General features: G+C 60.5%; 18 protein-coding genes. 7 read left to right on the forward strand and 11 right to left on the reverse strand.

The features are described from left to right. Positions 1 to 31: 31 nt before the first annotated feature. From G5S37_RS31135 to G5S37_RS31150, 4 genes are all read right to left on the reverse strand, one after another. Positions 32 to 1,717: a ShlB/FhaC/HecB family hemolysin secretion/activation protein gene (locus tag G5S37_RS31135; RefSeq protein ID WP_165210660.1), complete on the reverse strand. Its 1,686-nt coding sequence runs from the start codon at positions 1,715 to 1,717 to the stop codon at positions 32 to 34. A gap of 146 nt (positions 1,718 to 1,863) precedes the next feature. Then, entirely contained in the window at positions 1,864 to 2,778 is a 915-nt protein-coding gene (locus G5S37_RS31140) for a hypothetical protein (protein ID WP_165210663.1), read from the reverse strand. A gap of 119 nt (positions 2,779 to 2,897) precedes the next feature. Further along, positions 2,898 to 4,208, reverse strand: a complete 1,311-nt coding sequence (locus G5S37_RS31145) for a hypothetical protein (protein WP_165210666.1) — start codon at positions 4,206 to 4,208, stop codon at positions 2,898 to 2,900. Positions 4,209 to 4,265: 57 nt separating this feature from the next. Beyond that, positions 4,266 to 5,138, reverse strand: a complete 873-nt coding sequence (locus G5S37_RS31150) for a PEP-CTERM sorting domain-containing protein (protein ID WP_165210669.1) — start codon at positions 5,136 to 5,138, stop codon at positions 4,266 to 4,268. Between the two features lie 232 nt (positions 5,139 to 5,370). On the opposite strand from G5S37_RS31150, the gene G5S37_RS31155 reads away from it, so the two are divergent. Next, positions 5,371 to 8,265 (forward strand): hypothetical protein, encoded by a 2,895-nt coding sequence (locus G5S37_RS31155; RefSeq protein WP_165210672.1) that lies wholly within the window; start codon positions 5,371 to 5,373, stop codon positions 8,263 to 8,265. A 207-nt stretch (positions 8,266 to 8,472) separates the two neighbouring features. Next, entirely contained in the window at positions 8,473 to 9,348 is an 876-nt protein-coding gene (locus G5S37_RS31160) for an alpha/beta hydrolase (RefSeq protein ID WP_165210675.1), read from the forward strand. A gap of 31 nt (positions 9,349 to 9,379) precedes the next feature. Here the strand turns inward: G5S37_RS31160 and G5S37_RS31165 are convergent, their stop codons facing one another. Genes G5S37_RS31165 through gltS form a run of 3 tightly spaced genes read right to left on the reverse strand, consistent with a single transcriptional unit; the run spans position 9,380 to position 12,535 of the window. Beyond that, on the reverse strand, positions 9,380 to 10,231 hold the full coding sequence (locus tag G5S37_RS31165) for a transglutaminase family protein (protein ID WP_165210678.1): 852 nt from the start codon (positions 10,229 to 10,231) through the stop codon (positions 9,380 to 9,382). 60 nt (positions 10,232 to 10,291) lie between these two features. Further along, complete coding sequence (glsA, locus tag G5S37_RS31170; RefSeq protein ID WP_165210681.1) at positions 10,292 to 11,290, reverse strand: glutaminase A; 999 nt, start codon at positions 11,288 to 11,290, stop codon at positions 10,292 to 10,294. Positions 11,291 to 11,341: 51 nt separating this feature from the next. Next, positions 11,342 to 12,535, reverse strand: a complete 1,194-nt coding sequence (gene gltS, locus G5S37_RS31175) for a sodium/glutamate symporter (protein ID WP_165210684.1) — start codon at positions 12,533 to 12,535, stop codon at positions 11,342 to 11,344. Positions 12,536 to 12,792: 257 nt separating this feature from the next. Here gltS and G5S37_RS31180 point away from each other — a divergent pair, with 257 nt between their 5' ends. From G5S37_RS31180 to G5S37_RS31200, 5 genes are all read left to right on the forward strand, one after another. Further along, positions 12,793 to 13,350: a sigma-70 family RNA polymerase sigma factor gene (locus tag G5S37_RS31180; protein WP_165210687.1), complete on the forward strand. Its 558-nt coding sequence runs from the start codon at positions 12,793 to 12,795 to the stop codon at positions 13,348 to 13,350. Then, positions 13,347 to 14,360, forward strand: a complete 1,014-nt coding sequence (locus G5S37_RS31185) for a hypothetical protein (protein WP_165210690.1) — start codon at positions 13,347 to 13,349, stop codon at positions 14,358 to 14,360. Before G5S37_RS31180 ends, G5S37_RS31185 begins: the two co-directional genes overlap by 4 nt. A gap of 59 nt (positions 14,361 to 14,419) precedes the next feature. Next, positions 14,420 to 17,089: a DUF1592 domain-containing protein gene (locus G5S37_RS31190; RefSeq protein WP_240914756.1), complete on the forward strand. Its 2,670-nt coding sequence runs from the start codon at positions 14,420 to 14,422 to the stop codon at positions 17,087 to 17,089. A 20-nt stretch (positions 17,090 to 17,109) separates the two neighbouring features. Next, on the forward strand, positions 17,110 to 18,405 hold the full coding sequence (locus G5S37_RS31195) for a DUF1552 domain-containing protein (RefSeq protein WP_165210693.1): 1,296 nt from the start codon (positions 17,110 to 17,112) through the stop codon (positions 18,403 to 18,405). Between the two features lie 116 nt (positions 18,406 to 18,521). Beyond that, the gene (locus G5S37_RS31200) at positions 18,522 to 19,223 is read left to right on the forward strand and encodes an MgtC/SapB family protein (protein ID WP_165210696.1); all 702 of its coding nucleotides are present in this window, start codon (positions 18,522 to 18,524) and stop codon (positions 19,221 to 19,223) included. A 15-nt stretch (positions 19,224 to 19,238) separates the two neighbouring features. Here the strand turns inward: G5S37_RS31200 and G5S37_RS31205 are convergent, their stop codons facing one another. The 4 genes from G5S37_RS31205 to G5S37_RS31220 form a co-directional block, all read right to left on the reverse strand. Further along, positions 19,239 to 20,522: a DUF1552 domain-containing protein gene (locus G5S37_RS31205; protein ID WP_165210699.1), complete on the reverse strand. Its 1,284-nt coding sequence runs from the start codon at positions 20,520 to 20,522 to the stop codon at positions 19,239 to 19,241. A 16-nt stretch (positions 20,523 to 20,538) separates the two neighbouring features. Further along, positions 20,539 to 23,178, reverse strand: a complete 2,640-nt coding sequence (locus G5S37_RS31210) for a DUF1592 domain-containing protein (protein WP_165210702.1) — start codon at positions 23,176 to 23,178, stop codon at positions 20,539 to 20,541. 63 nt (positions 23,179 to 23,241) lie between these two features. Further along, a complete protein-coding gene (locus tag G5S37_RS31215) occupies positions 23,242 to 23,931 on the reverse strand; it encodes a glycosyltransferase family A protein (protein ID WP_165210705.1) in 690 nt (229 codons plus the stop codon). A 13-nt stretch (positions 23,932 to 23,944) separates the two neighbouring features. Continuing rightward, complete coding sequence (locus tag G5S37_RS31220) at positions 23,945 to 25,078, reverse strand: glycosyltransferase family 4 protein (protein WP_165210708.1); 1,134 nt, start codon at positions 25,076 to 25,078, stop codon at positions 23,945 to 23,947. Between the last annotated feature and the right edge of the window lies 1 nt (position 25,079).

Here is a 25,079-nt window from a genome sequence, read left to right on the forward strand (position 1 = left end):
GGCAAGTCACTGACGGAAGGAAGCCAGAAGGTTAGAAATCCGTCCAGACGCGGAAGCTTACAAAAACTTCCCCTTCCTCCGTGGTGCCTTGTTCGATGAGCGGATATGCGACATCGACCGATCCATTCAGCGTACCGAACAGTCTCAGGCGGCTCCCGAGGCCCACGCTCGCGAGTTCGAAGGTGTCCTCTTGATCCGGCAGTGGTTCGCGCAGCCAGAGACTGCCGCCTTCCACGAAGCCATAGACCCGCCACTCGTTCACGCGTTGACCGTGCTCTTCGCGATCGGTGCCGATGAACGACGGAGACTGCAGCTCCAGAGTACCGAAGAGGCCACTGTCCCCCAGCGCCGTGGACTCCAGATAGCCACGCACCGTGCCGAGACCGCCGCCCGCATACTGCTCGCTGTTGATGAGCGGCGAGTCGGCAATCTGGCCCTGTACCTTTCCAAAAACACGGAAGCCGCGCGGCAGGTCATGCTGGTGGGAGACGTCACCGCGGAAGTAGATGAAGGCGCCATCTGCGAGGTAGCGCTTGTTGTCGAACTCAAAGGGATCGCTTCCGGTGCCACGCACGTGGAAGGTCACGTTGGTGTTGAACTCGGTGAAGCTCTTCTTGTCCTTGCCCAACCAGGAGCCGCCATAGTTGATGCTGATGGGCCAATACTGGATGGGGGTGGAAAAGGTGTCGTCCCCGACCACCACGTCTTCATCAAAATTCTTCCAGTCCAGGCCGAAGCTGAGGGACTGATAATAGTTGCCGAGAGAGGGCAGCGTCACCAATCCCCGGACTCCCAGAATCTCACCTCGGCCAGCCACAGCAGCGCCACCGAGGGTGGAAACATCGCTGTCCTGCTTGGTCCCCATGAACATGAGGTTGAGGTTCTCCATGCCGGGTACACGGGTAATGTAATAACCGGAGTACACGGTGGCATCCTCCGGCCGCTCGGGCGCGACCTGGAAGCTCGCGCCAATCGAGTGGCCGAGCTGCCAGAGGTTGCCGTAGCTCAGGGAGGCATTCAAGCGCAGAGGCACGGTGTCCGGGCTGTAGCGGTTGTTGAGTTCGATGCTTCCGTGCAGCGGCAGTGTATCTTTCACGTTCAGATCCACGTCCACGGTTCCAGGTTCCACGCCGGGACGGAGCTCTGGGGAGACCTGGCGATCGGCCGATTGCATCTTCACCAGGTCGTTGGGTACCTGGTTGAAGTCAGGAACTGTGCCTTCCGCCAAGGAGGGTGCCATGCGCTTGATATCGCTCGGCAGGAAATAACGCGCGCCGTGCACTCTCAGGCGGCCGACCTTGTTTTCGACGACGCGCAGCACGATGATGCCTTTCGCCGCCGATTGCTGAGGCACTTCAACAGATACGGACTGGAGCCCCTTGTCGTGGAATGCCGTTTCCAGGGCAGCACGTGCGGCTTCCACATCCTCCACGGTGCGTCCGGGACCCAGGAAGGGATAGACGGCTTTTCCAATCTCCGCAGCGCCAAGTTTCTTGGAGCCCTGCACCCGGTACTCACGGATGTAGACTGTGGGCTGGGCACTGGCGGTGGTGTCGGCAGCCGGTGCCTGCTCTGCGGCAGGCGCCGGCTGTGCGCCATGGATGGAAGAGGGTGCCGCGCAGAAAGCAGTGAAGAGGCAGCCTGCGATGCCGGCCACCCGAAGAGCCGGGCCTGGGTGCAGGCGGAAGATTGCCTGCCGGGATTTAGGGAGAGACATGCGGTGCTTAGCGCGAGACAGACTGCTATCTGCCGTTGGCGACCAGGGGTCTCAACCGCCCGAGTATGACGTTTCCGTAACGCATCCCTGCACAGCCAGCGTGGATGCGGGGAATACCGGCGTCATCATTCGCTGACCGGCTGCTGTTACCGCTGCATCTCCGACTCCTTTTTCATGATCGCGGCGCGCGTCAAATTGTTGTGAGCGGCCCAGCCATGCCGTGCCCGGAGTAGCTGATCTGCCTTCCACTGGGCGGCTCGCCAGTTCTGCTCGTACTGGGGATCTTCAACATCTTGATTCGGTCCTCCGAGGTCCTGAACAAACTTTTCCTGAATTTGATGGAGAGAAGCGAGCTGTTCCGGTGATGCTTCGACTACTCCGGGAGCGATGTACTTGAACTGTTCCCCAGGCCTGACCTTCTGCCCAGGCTCGGCGGGTGTGATGTCCTGGAAGCTGAGGTCTTCCATGGCGGCCGGATAGCGCACGGGTGGAGTGGCATCCTGCATCTGGCTTTGTCCTTCCGCCACCGCGGGTGATTCAAGTCCAGGAGCGGATTGCATCAGCTTGCTGACCGCCAGCTCGATTTCCCGTTCGAGTTTACGGATCTGGGCGGCAAAGTATTCCTGACGTGAGACACCGCGCGGAGGGCTCCAGTCAGAAGAGCGCAGGATGCGACGCTCCAAGTCAGCCCGCTTTGGAGCCAGTTCTGCCCTGAGCTCGCCTGAAATGATATCCTTGATGGTGCCTTCAGGACAGGCGACGCCGCGAAGACGCGAAATGTACGTGGGATAGTCGGCGGCTTCGAGCTGACTCCATTGGAACTTCCCGGCAGTGGACAATGCAGGAGCCGTAGGCTGTACCGCCAGTGGTGTGGCGGGAGCGGGAGTTGGGGCTGGAGAAGCCGGTGCGAGGGAGCTGGCCTTCACGGCAAGAGGAGCGTCCTCTTCACGGAAGAACTGCACGTACAGCCCCCAGCCTAATCCGGCCAGATTCAAGCCCACGGATGCTGCAAGGAAGGTCCACAGTGGTGTTTTGCCGGGGCGCTTGTCGGTGCGTTTCATGAGGGGTCCCTCGATTAATAACACAACGCTGCTCGTTTTTCGAAGAAGGGCTGTTGCGGAAGATTCCGCAACAGCCCCGTGGATATCAATCAAACAACCTGAATGCTCAGGAGTTTGCTTTAGTACGCTTCGTTCACGATGATGCCGCCGTCAGCCTGGCGCGAGACGCGCATGGAGCTGAGCTGAAGGCCGGAGGTGCCGGGCAGTCCGTCGAGAGCGGTGACGAGCTGTGCCGCGAGGGCTTCAGGACCAGTGGTCACGTCAGGGCGGGTCATGAGGTGCAGGTAGCCCCACAGGGAGTAGAGGCCATTGCGCACGTTAGCGGCGGTGTAGGTCACGCCATTGTACTGGCACTGCACCGCGCCGTCGAGGGCGGCGGTGACGCCGTCCGCCACGCCGAGGTAGCTCAGGTAGTAGCAAGGAGTGCGACCACCCTGGCTGAGACCGACGGTCGTGGCAGCTACATAACCAGCCACAATGCCGCCGCTGTTGGCGCCACCGTTGCCGCTGTTCGTGTGGGCAGCAGCGTTCTGACCGCCGCGGAGAGTACCGTCGGTGATAAGGCCAGTGCTCGATGCTGCGTTGCTCAGCGTGAAGTGAGTCGAGTCAATCACGGTGGCAACTTTGGTGCCCGCAGGAACGATCGATCCGCGAATGGGCTGATTCACAATCAACGCCGTGGTCGTTGCGGTGTGCGTCACGGTGATGCCATCGCCAGCGATGTTGACACCGTTGATCGCCACGTTGGCGCCGGTCAGCGTCGGGGTGTACTGCACCAGGGAGCTGAACGCACCCACGCCGGTTTCCGCCATCGTGGTGATACGGGTGCCGGAACCATTGTCACGGCCGCAAGCCACCACGCCTTTGCCTTCATCAGCGGAGTTGCCTGTGAACAGCGCCAGAGGCATGGTGCCGACGATGTAGAGGTACTGCGCGAGCTGGGGCGTCACGTTGGTGATCGGAGAGCCTTCGCTCGTGTAGAACAAGAACGGCAGCACGATGGTCGTGAAGTCATTCAGGGTCACCGCGCTGAAGTTGGTCGAGCTCTGGAACACGTCGGAGAACGTGATGTCAGCCGCATGGTTGAACGTGGGCGTCGTGGTCGGGTTTTCGGTGGTGCCACCGATTGCCGTCATGAACGCAACGTTGCTGTTGTTCACCAGGGAGCCAATGCCCGTGGCCGAACCGGACCAGGAGCAATAGACGTTGTACGTATCACCGTTGAATGTGCCGCCGGTGAAGTTGGCCTTGCTGGCGCTGCCAATCGCCGCGTTGTCCTTGGTGATGGTTGCACCAGGAAGGGAATTGGTGAGGGCGGTGTGGACTGAAGAACGACCGGCGGTTGAGCCAGTGATATAGACATTATAGGTTGCAGCCTGGGAAACCGTGGCGATCCCAAGTGCAAGAAGTGTAAGCAACTTAGATTTCATGGAATGAAGTAGAATGAGGAATATGTCTGGAGCTAAAAGTCCTGGAAGTGCAGGAGCTTAGGCGAGCGCAGGCACACCCGTGACGCTCGCGCGCCGGCGGCGCAGGAGCGGAAGGGCGAGACCGAACGCGAGGAGCAGTGCACGACTGGGCTCGGGCACAGCGGCAACTCCGGGGGTAAGGCCGAAGGTGACAGCACCCGTGCTATCGATGCGGAACGTACCTTCATAGGTCACACCGGTCGTGGTGGCGCCACCTGCGAGAATACGATAGAGGTCCAGAGCGTTGCCGGGATAGTCGATGCCGGTGGCATCAGCTCCCTGAACCTGCACTGGCTGGAACACCTGGAACACGAGGTTGCTGGTGCTGGTGCCGAGCATGGCATCGGACCAGTCTACTGCCGCGCCGGCCTGGAGTGTGTTATCCCAGACGACAGCGTTGCTGTTGCCCGTTGCGGAGTTCTGCAGAATGAACTGGTTCTGCAGCGTCTGCATGCGTCCTGCCGCGATCGAGCGGTTGCTCGAGTTCACGGAGTAGAGGGCGGACTGTGTATCAATGGTCGTCTGTTCCTTGGAGAGGTAAAACGTGCCAGAGGTATCGCCGTTGAAATCGGATCCGCTGTTCGATGGGTTGCCGGCTACAGCCCACTGGAGGCTGGAGTCGTTGTACCAGTTCGCGCCGAAGGTGTCGCTCAGGAGGGTCCCGAGGTTGCCGACGTTGACGGAGAAAGCGGAGGAGGCATCACGATAGAGTGATGCCTGACCGATGTTGACGACAACATCCTGACCGACTCCAGCTTTTTTGAAGCCGAGAAGAAGGTCACCTTGAGTATAGGTGACCGGTGACTGCGCGTGCGCAGACGGGGCCGAGAGGGCCGTGACGACAGCCACTGCGAGAGCAGCGAGCGTGTAGAATCCGTGCCGAGTTTTCATATGATGGAGTTACTGAAGTATGGGGGAGGGATAGCCAAATCGGCTGCGGTGTGACCCGCAACCGGGGGCCATGTATCGCGAGTTTCCCTTCGTACGCACTCCGCTTTGGGGAACGATTTCGTCACCATCAAGACGTCGAAAGTTTGCTTGCGTCAGCCACTGTGCGCCTGTGAAAATCGACTCGTCGTCGGCCACCGTCGCGCCCCCCGTTTTGGCGGGGGACGGAGGTGTTGTGACTGCGCCCATCGTTTATCTTTCTGCGCGCGGTCAGGACACGGTGTTGGTAGCCGCGGTGGTGAAGGCGCGTCTGGAATCGCAGGGATGTCTCGTGTGCCAGGGTGGTCCGGAGGTGCGCTCCCGCTCGCAATGCGCACGGCACTACGGACCGCTTTTGCAGGACTGCGATGTGTTCATCCAGCTCATCGGCGTGGACCCCGGACCACTGATATCCAGCGAAGACGATGATGGCTTCTGGTCACTGCAGATCTGGGAGTCGAGGGAAGCCGCCAAGCGCAAAAAACCTGTACGGCATTTCCTTCTCAACGATGACTTTTGCCGGGCGATACTGCCGGCCCCCGAATGCCCATCCCACTTGCTGAAGAAGCAGGCGCGCCATCGCCAGAAACTCGCGAGTTCACCGGCAAAGGTTCGCCAGGTGCGGGATGTGGATGAGCTGCTGCGCGTGCTTCCTGTCATCCGGCTGGCGGGTGAGTCTTCGGAGGATGCTTTTGCTCGTGGCGCCGTCGGCATGCGCTCGGAAGCCGGCGGAATCGGCGGGACGAATCTGACAAATTCGTCACCATTATTTCCACCCGTCCCGGGGCCCGCCGATCATCCGGGCATGGCGCCGACGGTGGAGGCCGTTTCGATTGAAAACGACAAGCCCCAGCTTTCACTGCAAAAGGCGCCGGTTACATCCGAGCCTGTCAGCAATGAAACAGATGCGGCAATTGCGGCACTGCTTTCCGCGGAGCTGGCAGATGAGGCATCTGCCCCAGCGGTAGTAGAGAGCGACGTGCAGGCGGCGGTTGAGAACCTCACTCCGGTTATAGCATGCATCCCCGCACCGGTGATCCCACCGTTCCCGGCGATTCAGTCTTCACCAGAGGGCGGCGAGGTCGATGTAAGCGAGGGAGCGGTCGCGAATGGCGATGGGGTGACCGAAGTCTCCTCCAAGGCATCACCGGGGATTGTCTCATGTCCCGCGTTGGTAAACGAACCGTCGGTCGATATCGCGGCTTGGGAGGAGGACGAGGATGAAGAGGAAGACGATCCGTTGCCGGGCTCCAAGCCCACCTTCGTCACGAACCCGAAAGAGAAGGTGACCGCGGAGAAAGTGGACGAAGCTTCATCCGGGAAGAACGCGTCTGCAGTGGTCTCTGTACCGGGAGGACTGGCCCTGACGACTACGAAGGATGCCACAGCTGAAAGTGCTGATGAGGAGGAAGAGTCAGATGAGGAGGAGGATCCGCTGCCGGGGTCGAAGCCCACATTCATCACCAGCTTGAAGGAGAAGGTGGTCGTGGTAGAAGCGGGTGATATTTTGTCCGAGATGTCCACGGCTGTGGTGAACTTTGCGCTAGATGGCCAGTTCCCCATCCCGACAAATCACCAAGCGACTGAAAGCCCTGACGAGGAAGAAGATGAGGATGAGGAGGCGCCCCTGCCAGGGTCCAAGCCCACCTTCCACACGAGTTTGAGGGAGAGAGTGGTTGCGGAAGAAACGGATGACGCGTCATCCGAGGATTTCGCACCTGCTGAGCTTGCCCCTGTACAGAAGGAGAGAATCGAAATCGAAGCCCGGCCCCTGGGTCGCGTTGAAATTGTAGCCCAAGCACCGATGAAATTGGAATTGTGCCGCACGTTGGGACATCGAGTGTCTGTGCGTCCTTCGGCGCTGGAACGTCGTGGGCTGCCGCGCCGTGGAATCCCAGCATGGATGACGAAGCGACCGCTGGATGATGACAAGTTGCCCGTGAATCCCGTGCCGGGAGAACGCGCTTACACAACCGCGCCGGAACCGAAGAAGCTGGGATTCGACGATGGTTCTGAGCAACCCATCACGCAGACGCTGATCCTTCCGAACAAGGCGACCTTCAGGAAGTATCTGCACCATCGTTTTCTTATCTTCCGCATCACGGACTCGGTCGCGGTACGCCGCCGCTTGGGTGAAGCTTCGAAGAGAAGGCCAGGCATGGCCATTGCGACTGTCCTTGGGGTGCTCGTCTTGTTGGGATTGTTGACGAAGTTCGCGGTGGATTTCCTGGATATCGGGGGCCGCACCACGGTCGCCTCGTCTTCCTCCACGGATCCTGCACTGGCTGCTCCGAGCAGACTTGATCTCACCACCGCCGCCCGGAATCCAAACACAGTGGCAAAAAAGCAATCCAAGCAGGCCACTACCTCGCAGCCTGTGGCAGAGGAAGAGCCCTCCTCGGCTGCTGAAGTTGCGATGGTCGCCCCTGCTGCTACTGCTGCAGCGGTGAGCGCGAAGGCTGGCTCCGATTCGACTTCCAGCCAACCGGACAATCTGCCGAAGTCTCAGTCGCCGTCTTCGACGGTGGCAGTACAGGCCTCAGCGGCGGGATCCATGCCTGATGCTCCTGCCTCCAATGCAACCGTACCCGCGAGCACGAGCTTGAATCTCGATGAGCGGCAGCAGGCCCTCGAAAGCGCGCTGGAGGAGGCCATCCTCGCCATGCGCAGCAGGAGCAAGCCCGAATTGTATGTCCGCGAGAACGAGGCGAAAATCATCGAGCTGCAACGGAACATCCAGGAGCTGATTCCTGTTCGCAGCGGACATGGCTTCAGCGGAAGTGCGCAATCACTGGCTCTTTCCCGCTGCCTTGCCAGCGTCCAGCTCCTTGGAGGAAGACGCCAGGCGGCGCGCAACGTGCTGCTGGATCTCCTGGATACCGTTGCCTCCACACGGTCTGCAAGCGACCCTGAGATCCGCCTCACCAAACACCTGCTGCGTTTGACTAACGCCAAGGCGGCGGAGTCGGGCCCTTCCCTCGGTGCGCAATTGCCCCTGACTCCGAAGGAAATGGAAACCATGCTGGCCAGATTCATTGCCGATCCGCAGTGGGAACCTTCCTCGGGTGAAGTGGCTGCAGGTGGTAATTAATGAGGGCGCTATACTAGGCCAGGTGACGCGCTGTCTTGGAGCGCTCGGTGTTATGTTGTGTAGCCTCCATCCTCCGGGATGAGAGGCTTTTCCATGTCCGCAAGATACTTCAAGGATGGTGGCTGCGTAGGAACTGAATGGTGATGCGTCTTCATCGGCCACAGCCGGGCGCTACCGCTACTACTCCAGTTCCACTTCTTCTATTTTATGAAGGCATATGCACGCTCCCTTCTGGCACTCCTGATCCTGGCATTACCGCTCGCCGCTGAAGAAGTGGCGTCTACGGTGAAGCGTGACATCCCTTACGCAGAGCCTGCTCTTGAACGCCAGGTGCTGGACGTGTATGTACCTCCCGGTGCGAAGAACCTGCCTGTCGTCATCTGGATCCATGGCGGTGGCTGGCAGACTGGAGACAAGTCCAGCGTGCAGGAGAAGCCGAAAGCCTTTACCGCAAAGGGCTTCGTATTTGTGTCCGTGAACTACCGGCTGCTTCCGCAGGTGGCCATGGGAGACATCATCCGAGATGTCGCGAAATCTGTTGGTTGGGTGCATCAGCACATCGTGGAGCACGGCGGTGATCCGAAGCGGATCTTCATCATGGGGCATTCCGCCGGCGCCCAGCTTGCGGCGCTGCTCTGCACGGATGAAAAATACCTGAAGGCGGAGGGCGTTTCCTTTGCAGACGTGAAGGGAAGTGTGCCGGTGGATGGCGATACCTATGACGTGCCGGAGATCATTGCCGTGGCTGCGGCGCGCAGGAAGGCGGAAGGCAAACCGGACCCGAAGTTTGGCCATCGTGAAAAATTCGGAACCCCGGAGCAGCACGTCGAGTACTCCGCGATCACGCATGTGGCCAAGGACCGTGGCATCCCGCCTTTTCTATTGCTGCATGTGGCAGATCATCCAGACACCACCGCGCAGGCTCAGCGCTTTGGCAAAGCGCTGAAGGAGGCAGGCGTAGTCACCACCGTCTTCGGCGCGTCGAATACAAACCACACGAACATCAATGCGAATCTCGGTGTGGAGGGAGATCCTTCAACAAAAGCGCTGTGGGAGTTTGTGGACGCGTGCCTGAAGAGGTGACGCGGCGTTCAGGCGCGGCCAGATCGGGGCATTACTGAGAGAACACCTGCACGGAGACATGCATGTGGCTGAAGGCGCCGGATGACCCGGACCATGAACCAGAGAGTGGGGAGGCCTTTTCATGCTCACGGGCGACGCCCACGGAGACGTGCTCAGAGCCAGCGACCTTGTTATTGGTGGGGTCGAAGCCACGCCATCCCGCACCCGGGATGTAGACCTCCGTCCACGCATGAGTGGCCCCGTGCTGGCCCTCTCCCATGAGGATGTATCCGGTGACAAATCGGGAGGCCAGGCCAAGATGGCGGGCCGCTTCCATCATGAAGACGGCGTAGTCCCGGCAGGAGCCAGTGCCCAAGGCAAGCGTACGGCAGGGCACCTGCACCCCGGCCTCCTCACGACGCACGTACTGGAAGGACTCGAAGATTGCCGTGTTGAGTTTGTTCAGCAGATCAAGCGTGGGGACGAGTTCGCCGGGCTGGTAAATCCTCGTGAGCCAGTCCATCACGGCACGTCCATCGTGAGGGTAGCTGGGAACACGGTAGGGGATGATCTCGATCTGTTCGTGCGCGCCATACTGGAAGGGGAAACTCTGCGCGGAAGGATCGACGACACCCTTGCGTTGTTCGTCGTCATAGATGGTGACAAGGCAGTCGCTGAACACCCGGAGTCGATCCGCAGGTTCTTCGAAATCGATGACTGCGATCGAGTTGCCATAGATGTCGCGCAACCAGCGCACGGAAGACTTCGGAAACGCCTCCGACTGGCCTTCTTCGATGTGGAGGTCGTGCCCTTCGCGTGGGCGCAGCATGGCAAAGTGCCGGCCAAAGGAAACGGGTTCATGATAGAAGTATTCCGTTTCGTGGATGATCCGGAGACGGTGCATAGGTGACTTTCGTTGAAGTTTGAGAAGTAGGGACTGACCATTCCAACCCGAAAGCTGGTGTCATGCTCCGTCCGCATAGGGACGGGAGGAGAATAAATTGAGACCGAGACAGGTGGAAAGATGGCGGGCGGCAAGCTGTCCCCGTACGCTGTTGCCCGCTTCATCCAGCGGCGGTGAAAACGTTCCCAGGCCGCCCTTGCCTGGAGCGACGGTGATCATGCCTCCTGCGACACCGCTCTTTCCTGGAAGCCCGGTCACGTACAACCAGTCGCCGGAGTTCTCATACAATCCCGCGGTGACCATCACGGCGAGTACGTGCTGGCAATGCACGGCATCAATCACCGCTTCACCGGTGAGGGGATTCACACCGCCGTTGGCTAGTGTGGCCGCCATCACCGCAAGGTCACGCGCGGTCACATTGAGCGAGCACTGCCGTGTGTAGATGTCCGTTGCTTCCGTGGGGTCGCAGTAGATCTTCTGGTAGCTTTGCAGGAGCGTCGCGATCCCCTGGTTCCGCTGGTTGGTGGCCGTTTCGGATTGGTAGACCTCCTCATCGAGCGACAACTCCCGACCTGCGAAGCGGGACAGCCCGGTGCGCAGGAAGTTCCATTTGTCCTCTGCAGTATCCCCGGGTGCGAGGCTGGCAGCGGCGATGGCTCCTGCATTCACCATGGGATTCGTCGTGCCGTCTCCGGCGCGTTCGATGGCGAGCACTGAGTTGAAAGGCAGACCGGTGCTGTTGGCCCCGAGTTTCTCCCGGGCATCGTCTTCTCCCAGTGCCTGGCAGATGAGTCCGAAGACAAATGGCTTTGACACACTCTGAATGGAGAACTCCACGAGGGAATCGCCTGCTTCGTGGACGTCCCCGGAAACCTCCGTCAGGCAGATGCCGAAATGATGGGGAGAAGCAGACGCGAGCGCTGGAATGTAGTCGGCATTCTTCCCATCCGTGACATCACGGAACATGTCGTAGGTTTCTTCGGTCAGTATTTGCACACGGCTGGCCGGCGGGAGATGGCCCGTCGAAACAGCATCTGACACGTGAGGGTGGAAGGGCATGGTGTATCAGAAAATGTGTGTGTACCGATCGGGCCTTTGCTGGCCAAGTCATCAGCGGAACCACGAGATGAATTGCTGGATCACGATGGCGTTGCTGATGTCCACGAAGAATCCGGAAACCAGGGGCACGATGATGAATGCTCTGTGGGCCTGCCCATACTTCTGGGCCACGGCGGTCATGTTCGCCATGGCGGTGGGCGTTGCCCCGAGGGAAATGCCGCCAAATCCCGCGCTGATGACCGCGGCCTCGTAATCCCTGCCCATCACCCGGAAAATCACGAACAACGCAAAGACGAAGGCGAGGGCAAACTGGGCGGCCAGCAGCGCGAGTATTGGCCCTGCGACACTGGCGATGGTCCAGAGCTGCAGGCTCATGAGTGACATCGCCAGAAATACGCCCAGGGAGACATCAGACACGAGAGCAAGCGGGCGGGAGCCTGCCGGCCAGTTGCCCTTGTAGAAACGTGGCACCGTATTGGTGAGAATGATCGCACCAAAGAGCGAGCAGACAAACAACGGAAGACTAATATCCAATTTCGCCAGACCACCCTGGATAAGATTACCCAAAGCCAGACTGATGTTCAGCCAGAAGAGCGTGCCAAGGAGACTGAAATAGTCGATGTCCTGTGGCTTTGTCCCATGCGCGACGCCCACATCAGGCTGTTCGATGACCTTGGGCTGCAATTTGTGCCTCGTGATGAGGCTGCGCGCAATGGGTCCACCCATGAGCGAGGAAAGCACCAGCCCCACCGTGGCACACGCGATGCCAATCTCGCCCGCGTTCGAAATGCCGAGCTCATTCACAAACGTGGGTGTCCAGGCGATCGTGGTGCCATGACCTCCGAGCAGTGAAACGGAGCCACCCACAACCCCGACCAGCGGATTCAGTCCCATCAGCGAGGCCACGGCGACACCCGTGAAGTTCTGCAGAAACATGAAGCCGATGGTGACGACAACCAGAATCGCAAGGGGCCGGCCTCCCGCGCGAAGCGTCTTGAAATCAGAGTTCAGCCCGATGGCCGCGAAGAAATACAGAAGTAGAAAATCTCGGGTCGCCAGATTGAAGCTCACCTGGACGTCGGCGAAGACGTGAAGTGCCGTGGTGATCAGGCAAACAAGCAGGCCGCTGGTCACCGGCTCGGGAATGTTGAACTCGCGCAGCAGAGGAATTTTGCTCGTCAGCCACTTGCCCAACGCAAGCACGAGAATGGCCAGGTTGAAGGTGGTAAAGCTCTGGAGTTGCATGGCTTGCGGGGCATCACGCTCGTTCTTTACCCATGATTGGAATGAACCAACCGCTCCACCGCTCCAGAGGATATCCGGTCACAGTGTGCGGATTGTATCACCTCCTGGAACAAACTCCACCCCGTAGTGGAGAAGGAGGATTCTTGAACCTTTCTTCTGTTCGCGTGCCGGTGGCAGGATGGTGGCTTGAGCCCGGGTTCGGCTGAGCATCAACTTTTTTCGGTAAGTCGGCGGGGGCAGCATACATACCCGGTGTGATGGACGATTCCAGCCGGCACGAACTTTCCCCACCGCTCTCTTCGGAGCGGCAGGAAGAGTTTGTCGCCCTGCTCAATGGCGCCCACGCACTCCTGCTGCGGTATGTGCTGTCACTCGTGGGAAACCGGCACGATGCCGAGGATGTCCTGCAGCGCGCCAGCGTGGCGATGTGGCGGCGGTTTGGCACGTTTGAGCCGGGCACGGACTTCATTGCCTGGGCTACCACCGTGGCATTTTACGAAGTGCGAAATTTTCAGCGCGTCACCGGCAGATCCCGACTGGCCTTTGATGATGAGCTGATGCAAACGCTCGCCGCCGAACGCGCCATGCAAGTGCGCCAGTGGAGCGCGCGGGCGGAAGCGCTGGAGGTCTGCGTGGAAAAGTTGGATCCGGCAAGCCGTGACTTGGTGGAGGCCATCTATACTCAGGGACAGGCAATCGATGCGGTCGCCCGGCAACAGGGACGAGCCGCTCAAACCATGTACAACAAACTGAATTTCATCCGTCGTGCACTCGCCGAGTGTGTGCAGCGTCGGATGGCGGAGGCCGCATCATGAGCAGCAACAACAGCAGCAGCGACTCAAACTCGAGTCCCAATGAATGGCATCGTCTTTTCAACGCGGCGCTGAATGACACAATCACCGCAGAAGAGACCTCTCAACTCACCTCCTTGCTCAAGTCCAGCGCAGAGGCGCGCCAACTTTGGTTCCTCTACAACGATAACGAGTGCACCCTCGCTGAACTCAAGAGCGCTCCGGCGCTGACTGCTCCCGTGCGGGAAGCTCCGGCTCGTGGATGGGCCCGCCGATGGAACCCGCTCGCAGCGGCAGCGGCTGGGCTGGTATTTGGTCTGTGCGGCGCTTCGCTGGTGTGGGGCTATGTGGGCTCGATGGCGCACCGGGTGACGACACTGCTCGCGGACAGCTTTGAAAGCGGACCCTCACCGCGAGTGACAGGCTTTCCGGTGAAGCCCGGTGTGTGGAGTGGCGACTTCTCGGAAGTGGTTGGCGAGTTCCATGGCGTGCGGCCTGAGGAGGGGCGGAAGATGTTGCGCTTCCGACAGGCAGACTACGAAGGAAAGCCCGTGCGCGATGGCTACGTGGCTGACCTCTTCCGCCTGGTCGATTTGCGTGAGGAAGGTGTTACGGCAGGAGAGGCTTCGCTGGCGGTGGAGGCGCACTTTGCCGCGCTATCCCAAGGTGAACTGCAGGGACTGAACTGCGGCATGACGATCTATGCGCTCGATTCCCTGCCGCCGGAAGGCATGCGTGACGATTTGTTTCTGAAGCGCGTGAGTGCCGGTCTGACAGAGACTTCGGAGCCCGACTTTGAGCCGCGCATCCTGGCCAGTGCCACACGCAGCGAAAAGGCACCCAGCGATGGACGGACGTGGCGCCCGGTGCGTTCGGAGCTGCGGCTGCCCGTGGACTCACGCTATGCCCTCATTCATCTCCGCATGCACCTTCGTGGGTCGCATCGCGCGGAAGTGCCCAAGCCAGTCATGTTCGAGGGAGTGTTCCTCGATGACATCCGCGTGACGCTCACGCAGAGCCCTGCCCATCCTTGATTGCCTTGCCTGCTGTGAAGTCTTCGCATTCTTTCTTCCACTGCTTTCTTCGCGCCGCATTGTTTGCCTCGCTCGTGCTGGGTGTCGCCGCATTCGCTGAAGAACCAAACTCCGCAGCGATGTCGGAGAAGCATCGTGCTCTCTTCCAGGGGCACTGCACCTCCTGCCACAACGCGGATAAACAGAAGGGCCACTTCCGTGTGGACGACCTGCCCTTCACCATCAAGACGGTGGAGGACGCAGAGCGCTGGCAGAAGGTACTGAATGCCATGAATGCGGGGGACATGCCGCCCGAAGATGAGAAACAACCGGAGTCCACGGCGAAGACCGACTTCCTCGATGACCTCTCGCATGTGATGGTTGCGGCCAGACGCCAGTTCAGTGATCAGAATGGCGTGATCACCATGCGCCGTCTGAACCGGCGGGAGTATCGCAATACCATTCGTGAACTGCTCGGTGTGGAGATCAACGTGAGCGAGTTGCCCACGGACACGGGCTCAGGTGGGTTCGACACGAACGGCGTGAATCTCTTCATGTCGGCAAATCAATTCGAGCAATACCAGTCACTCGGGCGTGAGGCACTGACGGAAGCCATTGCCTGGAATGCTGCAGCAGGAGAGCAGCGCAAGATGCGTTACGAGGCAGAGACCTTCACTCCGGTAATCGAAAAGTTCGTGGCGTATCAACTCGATGCACGCGAGCGGGCGCAGCGCTGGATTCAGGCCGTAGATGCAGCCGCAGCGAAGCCGGAGAATGCAGAGGTAGTCGCGGTCGTGCGCAAGACGGTGAAGAACGACAGCCTCTTCCGCCGTGAGTGGGCGAAAATTCCCGGTGCACCCTCGCCCCGATCCTTTGGTTTCGACAAGAAAGGCGAGAACGACGCAGACCTCGCCAACGATTCGCTCCGCGCGGGCTGGCTGGAGTATCATCAGTACTATCTACGCCAGCCGGCACTGGATCGCGGCGCCTATCTCGGACCGGAGACGCGGCATCCCGCGGAGTTGAATCTGAAATCCGTCAATGTGCTCGTGCCCTTCAACTGGCCTGTGGGGAACTACATCGTACGCGTGCGTGCGGGTGTGGCAAAGGACACACCTCCGGAGCGGCGGTTCCTCGATTTTGGCATCAATGCCCGCCAGGGTCCGGTCCTGGCGACACGCGAGATCACCGGCACCATTGATGAGCCGCAGATTGTCGAGTTCCCGCTCACGCTCACGCGCGGCAACAGTGACCACGATACGCGCACCATCTACTTCCGTGAGAAAGGCGCGTGGGATACGAACGAGTCCGGAGGCAAGCGACGCAGTGAAGCCGTGGCGCGCAACGGCATTGGACCGGAGCTCGTGATGTGGATCGACTGGGTGGAGGTGGAGCGTGTGTCGGCTGGGGGCAAGCCCACACCGCCAGGCCTTGCCGCGCTGGGCATTCCGCTTGATGACAAGTCCCCTGCTCCAAGTGCAGGTGATCTTCGCGCTTCGCTGGAGCGTTTTGCCACGGAGGCCTTCCGCGGCAATGTGCCAACGTCGAAGTATCTCGATAGTCTCCTTGGTATCTATGACATGCGTCGCAAGCTGGGAGACAAGCCCGGTGCCGCGCTGAAGGAAACACTCTCCGTGGTGCTGGCCTCGCCCATGTTCCTCTATCTTGCCGAGCCCTCGGTAGAGGCGGAACATCGCCCGCTCACCGCGCCTGAGCTGGCTTCGCGTCTCTCCTATTTCCTCTGGAGCGCGCCCCCGGATGCGGAGCTGCGCGCGCTCGCAAAGAGCGGTGAGATTCTGAAGTCCACAGTGCTCGCGGCGCAGACCGGTCGGCTGCTCGAGGATCCACGCTCGGATGCCTTTGTGCGCGCTTTCATCTACCAGTGGCTCGGCATGGATCGCTTCGACTTCTTTGAGATCAATCGCGTGAAGTATCCGCGCTTTGACAATGGAACGAAGCTTTCCGCGCGTGAAGAGGTGTATGCCACGTTTGACTACTTGCTGCGGCACAATGCGAGCCTGCGTGATCTGCTGAAGTCGGACTACGTGATCATCGACCGCGTGCTGGCGAACTACTATGGGCTGGCGGGCGTGCAGGGCTCGGGCTTTGAAAAGGTGAAATTGCCGCCCGATTCACCGCGAGGGGGATTGCTCGGCATGGCCGCGATTCATTTCATGGGCAGTAATGGCGAGAACACGAGTCCGGTGGAGCGTGGCGCCTGGGTGCTGCGCAAGCTGCTCGATGATCCGCCGCCTCCTGCGCCACCGAATATTCCCGCGCTGACGCGACTGGCAGGCAAGGCACTCACTACGCCCGATCGGCTGCGCATGCATCAGGAGGACCCCCAGTGTGCCAGCTGTCATCGCAAGATTGATCCCGTCGGCATGGGTCTGGAGAATTTCGATCCCGCAGGCCAATGGCGCACGGCGGACAGCTATCAAGCCGTCGCTGCGAACGGGAAGCCTGATCCGAAGTTGAAGATCGACTGGAGCATTGATGCCGCGGCGACCTTCCACAAGGGAAGCTCCTTCCGCAACTATGGTGAATTCCGCGAGATCATCGCCGGTAAGTCAGACAGCTTCGCCCACGGCTTCAGCAAAGCCCTGTTTGAATACGCCATGGGCCGTCCTCTTGGCTTCCGCGATGAACCCGTCGTTGCGGGCATCGTGAAGCGCGCAGAGACGAAGAACTACGCCGTGCGCGAGTTCATCCAATCCATTGTCGCCACAGCCGAATTTCGCACCAGGTAGTCCTTCAAGTCATCACTCCCATGAACACGCCATCCACCCGCCGCCACTTCCTCCGCTCGAGCACTGCACTCATTGCGTTGCCGGTGCTGGAGTCCCTCGGGTTCCGGCGCTTCGCTTCGGCGGCGGCTCCGACAGCAGCACCGAAGCGCCTTGTTTTTCTTGGCTTCGGCTGGGGCATCACGGATGAAACGTGGTTTCCAAAGATCAGCGAGCCCGGTGCCGGCTACGCGCTGCCTCAGGGACTGCAACCTCTCGCACGGCATAAGGCGGACTTTTCCATCGTGCAGGGACTGTGGAACAAGTACAGCTCGGACGGTCACTGGGGCAGCACCATGTGGCTCACCGGTGCCAATCGTTATGCACAGGCAGGGCAGACCTTCCACAACAGCATCTCCGCGGATCAGGTGGCCGCAGCGAAGTTCGGTCTGCAGACACGCTTCTCTTCGCTGCAACTGAATGCCGCGGAGGAGAGTGACCGCTCGGGACACGGTCCGGGACTCTCACTCGCGTGGGACGTGAGCGGCAAGCCCATTGGTGGGCAGAAGGGACCGCTGGAAGCCTATCACCGCCTCTTTTCCCGGGACAACACGCCCATCGAGCAGAAGAAAGCCATGCTCGCACAGAAGCGCAGTGTGCTCGATACCGTGCGTGAGAATGCCAATACGCTGAAGCGTGGCCTCGGAAAGAACGACAACGCCAAACTGGAGGAATACTTCCAGGGGATCCGCGATATCGAAACGCGTCTCAGCAAGGATGAGCAGTGGTTGGAGGTGCCTCCTGCCACAGCGCCCATTCCCGAGCCCAAGCCTGGCCTCGCAGGGCGCGAAGAGATTCGCCTGATGTATGACATCATGGTCGCCGCGATGCAGACGGACAGCACACGCGTGCTGACGTATCGCCAGCCCGTGAGCACGCTGCTCACGAGCATGGACATCAAGGTCGCGCCGCATGACATGAGTCACTACCACTCGACCATGGGCGAGAAGCTGGATGCCTCACAGCGCCGTGACATCGCACAAAGCGAACTGCTCGCCGGATTCATCGACAAGCTGAAGGCCACCAAGGAAGCAGATGGCACGCGACTCTTCGACAACGTGGCCGTGGCCTATGGAAGCAACATCCGCACGGAGCACAGCCTCGACAATTGCCCCACCCTCCTGACCGGCGGTGGCGCCGGGGTCAAGCTGGGGCACAACATCGTCGTCTCGAAGGACACGCCGCTGTGCAATGCCTGGCTCACCCTGCTGCATGGACTGGGCATTGAAGCGGAGCGGCACGGCGACAGCTCGGGTGTGATCAAGGAGATGATGGCTTAGGGAGCTGCGAACCTTGTTCATTGACGGCTGAGGCAGTCGTGGGGCAGAATCCGGTCGTATGATCAGGGAGGAGCCTTCACGGAGGTCCGCATCATTCAATCTTGAGGTCTGACGTCGTGAACTGGATTACGCAAAGCTACTGGCACCTTCTCGAACCCGCCTGGGCCGGTATCGTGCTGACGCTTGCTTCCATGGTTGCCGGCGGCGTCATCGGCAGCGAGCGGGAGCGCCGTGACAAGCCTGCCGGGATGAGGACCCTCATTCTGGTCTCCTTGGGCGCCGCGGTTTTCACCATGAGTTCGTTCGCGTTTGTGACCACTACCGGAGACTCAGGCCGGGTGGCGGCGCAAATCGTCACCGGCATCGGCTTCCTTGGCGCTGGGGTGATTTTGCACTCTCGCCGCTCCGTGGTAGGCGTGACGACTGCGGCGACCATCTGGGTGACGGCGTCGGTTGGGCTCACGGTGGGTGCTGGTTATGCCATCCCGGGGATCGCATTGAGTGTCGTGGTCCGGGCAGTTCTGGATCTGGTGCACCGATACGAGCGGAAGTTTCTGGACCACGTGTGCACGTGGCAGGTCCGCATCATCTTCCAGAGCCATCAGGGGAAGACTCAGGCCAAGCTGCAGCGGCTCCTGAGCGCCTATCACATCCAGTCTTCCTACAGCCAGTGGACGGTGCTTGATGCGCATCGCGGCCAGCTCGAACTGGACGTTCCAATCCCTGAGCGCAAGATGCACGAAGTCGCCGGTGAGATCGCCGATCTTGCCGAAGTGGAAGCCATCGAAGATCGAACCACCATCTCCCCTGAAGAGTGATCTACGCTCTTATTTTTACGCCAGCTCCAATCCCTTCATTGTCGTGGTGCCACTGGAGAAGGAACCCGCTTCGATGCCCATGCGTTGAATGAGCGAAACGTAGAGATTGCTCAGCGGATGGTTGTGCTTCCGATCAAAAGCGAGGTGCTGGCCATGCTTGAAGCCGCCGCCCGCGAGAAGCACGGGAAGGTTGTCGTTCGAGTGCGCGTTGGCACTGCCCATGTTGGTGCCGTACAGCACGGAGGATTGATCCAGCAGGGTGTGTCCCTGTTCGCCGGTCTGGCGTAGGCCGGTGAGGAAGGCGGCGAGATCGTGAAACTGCGCGGACTCGATGCGGCGGAGTTCGTCGAGCTTCTCCTCGCGATTGCCGTGGTGCGTGAGTTCATGCGTATTGGACTTCACGCCGGGAATGGTGCGTGCCGTGATGCCCGCCAGACTGGCGCATACGGTCACGATGCGGGTGCTGTCCGTCTCCAGCGCGAGACGCACCAGATCAAACATGACACGATTGCACTTCGGCAGATCGTTGCGGTCGCCGATCTCCTCGGGCTTCGGCGTTTTCACCACCGGCTTGGGTTGATTCACCCAACCTTCCGCGGCAGCGAGACGGTGTTCCAGTTCGCGCACGCTGGTGAAGTATTGGTCCAGTCGCTCACGATCTGCCGCGCCCACTTCGCGCTCCAGTCTCTTTGATTTCTCGCGCAGACTATCGAGCAGACTGCGGTCATCCTTGAGCCGTTGCACGGCCAGGGCTTTCCCTTCGGCTGTGTCTTCGATGAAGAGCTGCTGGTAGAGCTTCAGTGGGCTGCTCTGCGGTGGAATCATCGAGCCGCTGCGCGTCCAGGAAAGGCTGAGGTTGTCCGAGCCAATCATGAGGGCCAGCGAGGGGAAACGCGTTTCGCTGCCCATCTTCTCCGCCATGAACTGGTCGAGAGAGACGCTGTTGCGGAAAGAGCCGCGACTTGCCCCGGGTGCGCCTGTGAGGAACGACTTCTCCGCGGCATGCCCACCATCCACTCCCGGCAGTGACACACCGGAGAAGACCGTGAGGTCATTGCGATGCTCCTTCAGGATCTCCAGATAAGGCGTGCTCTCGTAGTCGCGACCCGCCGTGGTGGGAAAGAACTGATCCGGCAGGATGCCCATGTTCGTCATCATGCCGATGAAGCGGCGCGGCGGCGCGGGCGTGGCCGCACCGAGGCGTGGCATCATCGCCTCCAGGAAGGGCAGAGCCAGCGCAGCGCCGGTGCTGCGCAGGAAGGTGCGGCGCGAGAGCGGGGAACGGAGGGCGATGTTCATGGGTTCTGGAAGAGGATTATTTCATGCCGAAGAGTTCGCTCTGGATGACCTCCAGCAGCAGGCTCTGCACGCCGTAGTGGGAGCTCTTGGTTTTGGCGACGATGGCATCCACGCGATCACGATCCGCGAAGCTGATGTCCGCGCCGGTGGCATACGTGATGAGGTGGCTGGCGAACGCGTGTGCGAGGCGTTCCGGCTGCGAGGCGAGAATGGAACGCAGTTCATTCACGTCCTTGAAAGGTCGCCCATCCGGCATTTCACCGGAGCAGACCACGGGGGCAGCGGCGTGGTATTCGATGCCCCGCCCATGCATTACCGGGCGTGTCTTCGCGTCGCCCGTGAAGCCTGCAGCGCGGTATTGCTCACGCCAGCCGCCCATCACATCGAAGCTCTCCAGCGCGAAGCCATAGCCATCCATCTTCTGGTGGCAGGCGGCGCAAGTGGCGTTGCGCTTGTGCTTGTCGAGCTGTTCACGAATCGTCGTGGTGCCACGCGTGTCGGGTTCCACGGTGCCCGCGTCCGCAGGTGGAGGCGAAGGGACGATGCCCAGCATCTTCTCCATGACGAAGGCGCCGCGTTTCACGGGTGAAGTCGTGGTGCCGTTAGCCGTGGTCTTCATCACCGAGGCCATGGTGAGGAATCCACCGCGCGGGCTGCCCTTGGGCAATGCGACACGTTGGATGTCCCAGCCACGCACGCCGTCGATGCCGTACACATGCGCGAGGGGCTCGTTGAGATATGCGAAGTCGGATTGGACGAGGGTGTTGATGCCAAGGTTGTTCTTCAGCAGGTCGGTGAAATAAGCGCGCGCCTCCATCAGCATTGCATCCTGCAGCCAGGGCATGAACTCCGGATACATCTTGCGGTCTGGCTGCGTGGCTCCGATTTCGCGCAGCATCAGCCATTGTCCCAGGAAATCCTCCACGAAGCGCTGCGAGCGTTTGTCCGCCAGCATGCGCTTCGCTTGCGCGAGTAGCACATCGGGCTGCGAGAGTTTTTTCTGATCCGCCAGAGTGGAGAGTTCCTCATCAGGAAGGGTGTTCCAGAGGAAATAGGAGAGGCGCGATGCGAGGGCGTAGTCATCGAGCTTGCCTGCTGGCTCGCGTATGAAGAGGAACTCCGGCGAGGTGAGCGCTTCGCGGTACGCCGTGCGCATGGCATCCTCGAAAGCAGCGCCCGCATCGAGTCGTGTTTTCACCTTGGCGGTGTACTCGGCGACTTCGGCATCCATCACCGGTCGACGGAAGGCCTTGCGTAGGAAGGCGCGGAGGAGGCGTTCCGCATCAGCCGTGGGATTCTTGGACTCCACATAGACGATGGGTCGATTCTGCCCGCGCTCGCCGTAGATATCCGCTGGCTCGGAGCGGGGATTGCCGCGAGGCCAGACCTGCTGCGTGGGTTTGGGAATGCCGAGCTCTTGCGTCCAGACCTTCACCGGCAGATCGCCGAACAATGCGCGGTGACTCGCCGGCGGCCATTGGTCGTTCAGCGGTCCTTCGATCTCGATCCACTCCACGGCGATGCCGGGAACATTCCACATGGGACCGATGACATCCTTGTTCGGACCATGGGCATAGTCGCGCACATTTTCCAATGAGGCGCCAATGATGCGGATGAAGTCATCATGCGGATGGTTCATGCCGCCGCCTCGCTCCAGCCACGCTGTGACTTCGCGTGTCGCGGCTTTATTCGGAGGCAGGTCCACGGTGCCGTGGTGCTCGCCTTTCTGGTACACGCCCCAGCCCAGGGCACCGTGGCGTTCCGTGGGCACCACCTGCTTGCCATCCCAGCCGAAGCTGTAGCCGGAGACGCGCAGATTGTACCAGCCGGTCACGTAGGGCTGGATCTTTGTCATGGGGGTGCGGTAGTCCGCGTCTTCATGGCGGAAGAGGCCCACGGCGGTGGCCTTCGGTTCCTCATCCGTGATGTGATAGGGTGTATCCGCAACGAAAGTCTCATCCCGCTTCATGCCCACGAGACCGATGGCCGTCTTGTTCTGCACAGCCTGGGAAATGGAGCTTTCGCATTGCGTGCCCTTGTGGTGCACGGGATCCCAGGGCCGGTAGTGGTACTTGAGTGTTGGTGGGGCCTCCGGCGTGGGGCACAGCGCCGCATTGAGCGCCTTGTCCACCGCGGCGAGGTAGGACTCCATGTGCACAAAGGAGATATCCAGCGCGCCGGAGAGCCGGTCGAAGCCGTGGGACTTGCCATCCTCGGGCAACGAGTCCTTCAGCTTCAGCGCCGGCATGGAAAGCAGGTCGCGGATTGAGTTCTCAAACTCCACCCGATTCAGCCGGCGCAAGCGGGAGCGACCGTCGCGTAGCTCGCGGGCGGCATCGGCCTTGCGCAGTTCAGCGGCAAGGGATTTCAGCGCGGGGGCAGCCTCACTTGCGGCTGGCCGCGGTTTCTTGGCGGGCGGCATTTCACCCGATTGCACGCGGTCGTGCACCTTCACCCACGCGGAAAGCGCCTTGGTGTCATTGAGCTCAAACGAGAGGGCGGTGAGATCGAGTTCGCCCTTTTTGGTCTCGGCATCATGGCATTCCACACAATGCTGGTCGAGGAACGCCTTCACCGTCGGGTCAGGGACAGCCGCTGAGTAGGCCGCCTGAAGAGGGAGGAGGGAGATGAGGGGGGCAAAAACAGCGAGACGCATTCGGGCTGGATAATACGGACGTCCCCGGCGTTCCTTAGCCCAGCCCTGCAAACTCTGCGGTGCTCACTGCCCGCCCGACGCACTGCGTCGGCGGTCCAGCATGGTTTTCAACGTGGTGAGGTAGCTCCGGGTCTGTTCGCTTTTCCCCGTTACGCCCATGTTGTTTTCATGAATGCGCCGCTGGTAGAGCACTTCGCCAAGCACGGTGTGACGCAATCCGGCCTCCATCGCTCGCGCATACCAGTCCACGAAATCGTGACCATTGCCGAACTTCCCCACGCGGCGCACGGCATCCGTGCGGAAGAGTCCGCCTGACTTCGCAACTCCCGGCAGCACGTCGATGACCCGCTCTCCCTCCGCAGTCGAAACAAAGCGCTCGGCCTGGCAGAAGACCATGTCGAGGGACGGATCTGCGGTGAGCGCCGCGAGTTGCGCAGAGGTCTTGTGCGGCAGCCAGCGGTCGTCGTGATCCAGGAAGGCGACCAGCTCGGTCTGCACTTCCTCGAGTCCATGATTGAGCGTGTCTGCCAGACCACCGTGAGCCTTGCGCACTACATGGACATCGGGGAATCGGGCTTCCACAAAGTCCGCGCTGCCATCCGAAGGGCCGTCCTCCACCGCGATGATGCGACTCACTGGTACCGTCTGCGCCTGAATACTCTGGATCGCCTCCGCTACCAGCGGCACCGCCTTGTACATCGGAATGATGACGCTGATGCCCGAGGATGAAGTGATGAGGACGCGTTCGATCATGGAGGTGATGCAATCACAGAACTGAGGTGTGGATAGGTGGCGTTGCCCCGCTTGCTTCACGGTACCACTGCAGATGCTTTTCCAGATACGAGCGATAACCAAACCGGGCCTCGGCAAGCTGGCTGGCTTGCTCACCCATGGCACGCAGTTTCACTGGGTCATCCAATAGTGATGCGATGGCGCTTGCCAGCTCCTCCGGATTCTCCGGTTCCACCAGCAGACCGGACACACCCTCTTCCACCACTTCAGGCACGCCGCCCACACGAGAAGCCACTACTGCGCGTTGCATGACTGCTGCTTCGAGACATACGATGCCAAATGGCTCCTGCCAGCGGGAGGGCAGCAACACCAGCGTCGATTGATTCACCATGGCAGGCACCTCGTCATTTGGCACGCCACCGTGGAAGTGCACACGCCCGCTCAAGCCAAGCTTGCGACACAGTGTTTCCAGATTCGAGCGCTCCGTGCCTTCTCCCACCACCATCATCCGCACGTGCGACCAATGCTCTGGCAACAGTGCCAGTGCATGCAGTGCCACGTCGAATCCCTTTTCAGGTGCCAGCCTTCCCAGACACAGAAGTACCGGCGGATCCCAGGGAAGTTCGCAAGGCGGTATGGTCGGAGAGTGAACGCTGTTGGGCAACAGATGCATCTTCCCCGCGGTCTCCGGCACCGCGGAGGGAATGCCCTCCAGCAGCACACGATTTGCGGCAATGATGAGTGCTGACTCCCGCAGCAGTCGCAGCGTGGAGGCACCGCCTTGCAGCACGGTATCCAGTGGCGTTTGCAGGGTGGTCACCACTGGCAGTGCAGGAGCGCGGTTGGTCATCTGCAGCAGCATCACCAGAGGACCTGCGAGAAAGAAGTGATGCAGGTCTGGCGCAAAGTCCTCGCGGATCTTTTTCACCTGCTGGCAGAGGTGATGAAGCCGACGCGGATCGCGGCTCTGCAAGGTCTGCACGAAGTCGATGCGATGAATCTCCGCGCCATGATGCATCTCCTTGTCCGGCAGGTCCAGCGCATGCCGGTTGGTGAGAATGGCGCAGGCGTGCCCCTCGCGCACCAGTGCTTGAGCGAGCTGGCTCACGAGGATCTCCACCCCACCCACGTGAGGGAGAAAGATTTCGCACCAGAACAGAATCCTCATG

The organism is Roseimicrobium sp. ORNL1 (assembly GCF_011044495.1).
Lineage (GTDB): Bacteria > Verrucomicrobiota > Verrucomicrobiia > Verrucomicrobiales > Verrucomicrobiaceae > Roseimicrobium.